Origin of the sequence: Megasphaera sp. ASD88, assembly GCF_002287425.1 — a bacterium.
GTDB classification, from domain to species: domain Bacteria; phylum Bacillota; class Negativicutes; order Veillonellales; family Megasphaeraceae; genus Megasphaera; species Megasphaera stantonii.
This window is the reverse complement of the sequence record NZ_NQXW01000045.1, coordinates 1-3,485: the sequence shown is the minus strand read 5'-3', so window position 1 is coordinate 3,485 and position 3,485 is coordinate 1. Positions and strand designations below refer to the sequence as shown.

Sequence of the window (3,485 nt, the reverse complement as noted above, 5' to 3'; positions counted from 1 at the left end):
GGGACAGGTGTATGGGGAACTGAGCATAATGTACGAAGGCCGACTCCCAGAGTAACGCATAGCTGGCAAAAGCAGGCGAAAATCCTGTCTGTACTTGACATGTTCAGCATGTGTTGTTATATATAAATCATGAGCTGAAAGTTCTCAAATTCGCTTTCAGCTTACCGAGTATCATAGAAGATCTATGTTTACAGAGATTTTTTCACAGGCTCTTCGCTTTCAGCTTACCGAGTATCATAGAAGATCTATGTTTACAGAGATTTTTTCACAGGCTCTCTCTGGCTGGTACGATGGAATTAGAATATATCTATCAGAAATACGTCACAGGGAGGCACGAGGGCTATGCAGTACAGATCCACTTACGCAACCTATCCCGAATCGTTAGCAGCTCTCTTTCAGCATGAAAAAGACGACATCGACCTCTTTTGCCGGCAAACGGGCGTGACGTGCCGCTGTAAGCTGGGATTTATCATCATAAAAACTGCCGCGGAATCGTGGGCTCTCCATCAATCCGCCCTGGACGACACGATTCTCTTGTATCACAAAAATACGCAGGATATACCGGCTCGGCCCAAGGCGGCTGTATATGAGCAGTACGCCCGCTACCATATTCAAGATTTCTACGTCGAATCGATTTGCTACGCCCTGGGTTACGTATATCTGCACGAGCTGTGCACGTCGAGAAAGGAAATCCCCTTCGAGCAGCTGCCGCCGGTCATGCAGGAGTTCCTGACCTACACGAAGCGCCGCATGGAAAGACCGGACCGGCATATGCGCCGCAATAAACGGCGCGCCCTGCTCAAACAGCAAAAGAAAGCGGAAAAAGCCAGGGACGCCCAGCGAATCGAAGAACTGATCGCCAGCCTGTTTCCCGATTCGGTCTGACACACTGCATTTTGCATGCCCCGACATATACACAGCCTGCAGCATATCCTATAGTAAAGGTAATCTTATGAACAGGAGAGATATCTCATGAAAAACATTTTATTCATCAATGCCTGCCCCCGCCCTCAATCCCGTACTCTTGCATTGGCTCAGGAAGTATTGAAAAAAGTATCCGGAACGGTAACGGAAATCAATCTGTATCAGGAACCCCTTCACCCCCTTGACTGGGAACATCTGAAAGAAAGAGACGCCCTTATCGCCTCTCATACGATGTCGTCGCCAATGTTCGACTACGCCCATCAGTTTGCCGCAGCAGATGACATCGTCATTGCCGCCCCCTATTGGGACTTGGCCTTCCCTTCTATCCTGCGCGTATACTTTGAGCAGATTACCGTATTGGGCGTCACTTTCACGTATTCGCCAGAAGGAATCCCCGTCGGCCTGTGCCGGGCCGGCCGCATTCTCTACGTGACGACGGCCGGCGGCCCCATCGGCCCATACAACCTGGGCTACGACTACGTAAAATCTCTGGCCACGCTTTACTACGGCATTCCGCAAGTCCTCTGCTTTGCGGCAGAAAATCTGGATATCGTCGGCGCCGACGTGCCGGGAATTATGGAGCAGGCTATTGCAAACATAAAAAACAGCCCCATTTAACTCGTTGCCTCTCAATACGAAAATCTCCTCATGAACTGATAACCAGCTTCACGAGGAGATTTTTTCTATCGCTATTTAATCTTTTTACCATCCGGCACGCGCTTTATGTATTTCGCAGGAACAGCCTTTGTCAGCCACACGCCGTTGACGGACAGGTAAAATACATAGCCGTCCGCCGCCATGGCGTCCGTATCTATTTGATATACAACAGGCCGGCCATGCCTGCGGCCTACGGCGACAGCCGTTTCGTAATCAGCGGATAAATGCACGTACAGACGCGACTTGGCAATCAATCCCTGTACGTCAATAGCCGCCGCGTATTTCTCGCCCGTCCCATGCCACAATACGACAGGCGGCCGCTTTCGTTCCAATTCCACGTCAACGGGAACAGAATGGCCCTGGTTAGCTCGAATCAAGGTCTTGTCTGCATTAAAAGAATATCGCCCTTTACTATCGGTCTGCACGATGTCTTCCAGCATTTCCCTCGTAAAAGGCTGCCGCTCTGCAATGCCGGCAACCAATGCATCGACCTCAGCCCAGCCATGCTCGTCCAGAGAAATGCCGATAACTTCCGGCTTATGACGCAAAATTAAAGCGATGAATTTACTAGTTCTATTTTTATTCATGTATTACGGCTCACAATTCCTTTTCTACTAATGGTTCGCCATGTCGCTGCAAGTTACCAGCAAGTTAAAAACTCGCACAGTTATCCCATTCACTCCACGCAGTACACATACTCTGCAAATTGCCAGCAAGTTAAAAACTCGCACAGTTATCCCATTCGCCCCACACAGTACACATACTCTGCAAATTGCCAGCAAGTTAAAAACTCGCACAGTTATTCCATTTACTCTGCACAGTATACATCCTCTGCAAATTACCGGCAAGTTAAGTTTATGCCCATATAGGAATATACCTCATGTATCGTGGAGCTGTATTTGGATCTACTGGTTTAATGTATTTTTGATTTACAGCTTCCTTTATTAATCGCGATATGCTGCCAGCATTTTTTTCACTCAAACCGAATCTTTCCCGCAACGAACGATTCGTAACCTGTTCGCTCTGGACATATTTAACACAGGCATGTAAATAACAAGCCCACAACTTATCATCCATAGACAAACCGGTAAATGATACTTCAGAAAACAGTGTAACTCGGGTATCATCAGAAAACGTTTCTATTTTAGGGGCTGGCAGTTGTTTATATTCACAGCTTAAAACAATTCTATCCCAACCACTTCCCAATTCCTCACAAAGACCCAATTCTCTCAACAGGGAAGCCAGCTTTTCATTCCGTGACTTTGGAGGATTATCAATAATTCTTTTTATATTAACCAAAGAATCCCCAGGATTTGTTACTTCAATTCGATTGCTAAAAATTTCTACTAATGGCCCCGCTCCTGAAACAAAAAAATCTTGATGGATCAGGGCATTAGCAACAGTTTCACGAACAGCTGAAATTGGATAAGCTACATTTTTCTTACGTACACCACTAATAAACTCTTCTCTCATAGGTACTAAAGCTTCTATAAACTTAATTAACTTCTCAAAAACAACCGCATAACCTCCAAAAAAGATTTCATCTCGAAGCATATTCATTCTATTAGTATTTTCATACTGTACTACTCGTACAGCCTTTCTTTTTAATGTTTTAAAATGCCTTAAATCTTTTGCTAATACAATGGCACCTAAATTAGTAATAGCATATAATCCATTATCTTGCTTTGCGATTATATTTTCTTCCATCAAATAATGTACAACTCCATCAAAAGAATTAGGCTGTGGCAATGTTTCTAAAAGATCAAAATATATTGAAGGTTAATTGTAAAATGAATTTGAACAGGTAATCAAAAAACAAAAATCCATAGTGAAGCTTCATGTTAAAATGGTTTTGCGAGAAATCATCAACAAAGGAGCAATCACTATGGATCACATCCATTCTA

At 44.7% G+C, this 3,485-nt stretch carries 4 protein-coding genes; 2 read left to right on the top strand and 2 right to left on the bottom strand.

All coding sequences use genetic code 11. The annotated features are described in order from the left end of the window. Positions 1–342 precede the first annotated feature (342 nt). Together CJ260_RS12340 and CJ260_RS12335 are read left to right on the top strand one after the other, a co-directional pair. Positions 343–885 carry a hypothetical protein gene (locus CJ260_RS12340; RefSeq protein WP_095630420.1) on the top strand — a complete coding sequence of 181 codons (543 nt, stop codon included), beginning with the start codon at positions 343–345 and terminating at the stop codon, positions 883–885. A gap of 87 nt (positions 886–972) precedes the next feature. Further along, complete coding sequence (locus CJ260_RS12335) at positions 973–1,542, top strand: NAD(P)H-dependent oxidoreductase (protein ID WP_095630419.1); 570 nt, start codon at positions 973–975, stop codon at positions 1,540–1,542. 71 nt (positions 1,543–1,613) lie between these two features. On the opposite strand, the gene CJ260_RS12330 is transcribed toward CJ260_RS12335, so the two are convergent. Next, positions 1,614–2,168 carry an RNA 2'-phosphotransferase gene (locus tag CJ260_RS12330; RefSeq protein ID WP_095630418.1) on the bottom strand — a complete coding sequence of 185 codons (555 nt, stop codon included), beginning with the start codon at positions 2,166–2,168 and terminating at the stop codon, positions 1,614–1,616. Positions 2,169–2,436: 268 nt separating this feature from the next. Further along, a complete protein-coding gene (locus tag CJ260_RS12325) occupies positions 2,437–3,288 on the bottom strand; it encodes an ATP-binding protein (RefSeq protein WP_095630417.1) in 852 nt (283 codons plus the stop codon). Positions 3,289–3,485 lie beyond the last annotated feature (197 nt).